The sequence below is a fragment of the Halorubrum sp. SP3 genome, assembly GCF_005435195.1.
GTDB classification, from domain to species: Archaea; Halobacteriota; Halobacteria; order Halobacteriales; family Haloferacaceae; genus Halorubrum; species Halorubrum sodomense.
In genome coordinates this window covers 1-835 of record NZ_SGTU01000165.1, presented here as the reverse complement: position 1 = coordinate 835, position 835 = coordinate 1, and the positions used below count along the sequence as shown (strand labels likewise).

At 55.1% G+C, this 835-nt stretch carries 1 pseudogene; it reads left to right on the top strand.

From position 1 onward, the window contains the following. Positions 1-728 (top strand): annotated as a pseudogene (locus tag EXE42_RS16060) (hypothetical protein); the annotation flags it as partial. Positions 729-835 lie beyond the last annotated feature (107 nt).

The following is an 835-nucleotide window of genomic DNA, read 5'->3' as shown; positions in this document are numbered from 1 at the left end:
GTGACGCGCCGCGCCCGGAACTTCCAGACAAGGTCAGAGGTGCCCTCACGGTTGATGAAGATGACAGCACTGATTTCGACCGCTTGGAGCAACACATCCGGGAGCGAAAGGGGAATACACACAGCGTTGATGATCAGGTCGCCGTCGCAAAGGCATTCTACAACGCGGAGATAGGTCCCGAAAAAGAGGGTATCAAGCGAACTGAGCTGCTGGACTCGCTTGATGTCGACATTGAGTATCAACCGCAGACGGTACTGAATCACCTTGTTGATGCTGAAGTGCTTGCGCAAACCGCTCCTCCCGGGCCGGATGTCTTTGCGATTAGCGAACGGATTGATGAGATTGTGAATGGGCAGGTGACTGAGGAAGCGGAAGCGAACCTGGATGCGCTGATCGCGCACATCGACGATGAAATACAGGTCACAGCGCTTTCTGAGGACGCTGCGGAGCGGGATGGCCCGCAGGCCCGGGTATCAGCGCCGTCTGTCGCGGTCGCTGACGGGGCTGGTCGAACAATTCGGAGTATCCTGGCCGCGGAGTTTGGTATCAAGCCAGAACAGGTTGTCGAGTTTCTTCGGTCTGGCGACGCAGTGGATCGACTCAATACGGCTGTTGAGGTGATTGAGTCCTCTGAAGAGGTCACGAAATCAGAAGATTACGGGCAGATCGTGTTTGTTCGACCGGCGTATCGCTACCGGCTGACTGAACAGGCGATGAATCTCGTCTAAAAGTGGGGCCTGCCGAGGCTTGACCAGACCGTAATTATAAGCCCTGATGGCCGGTGCTATCACCTATACGTCACTTGATTCAAATTCATCATACTGTTGTGGGAACC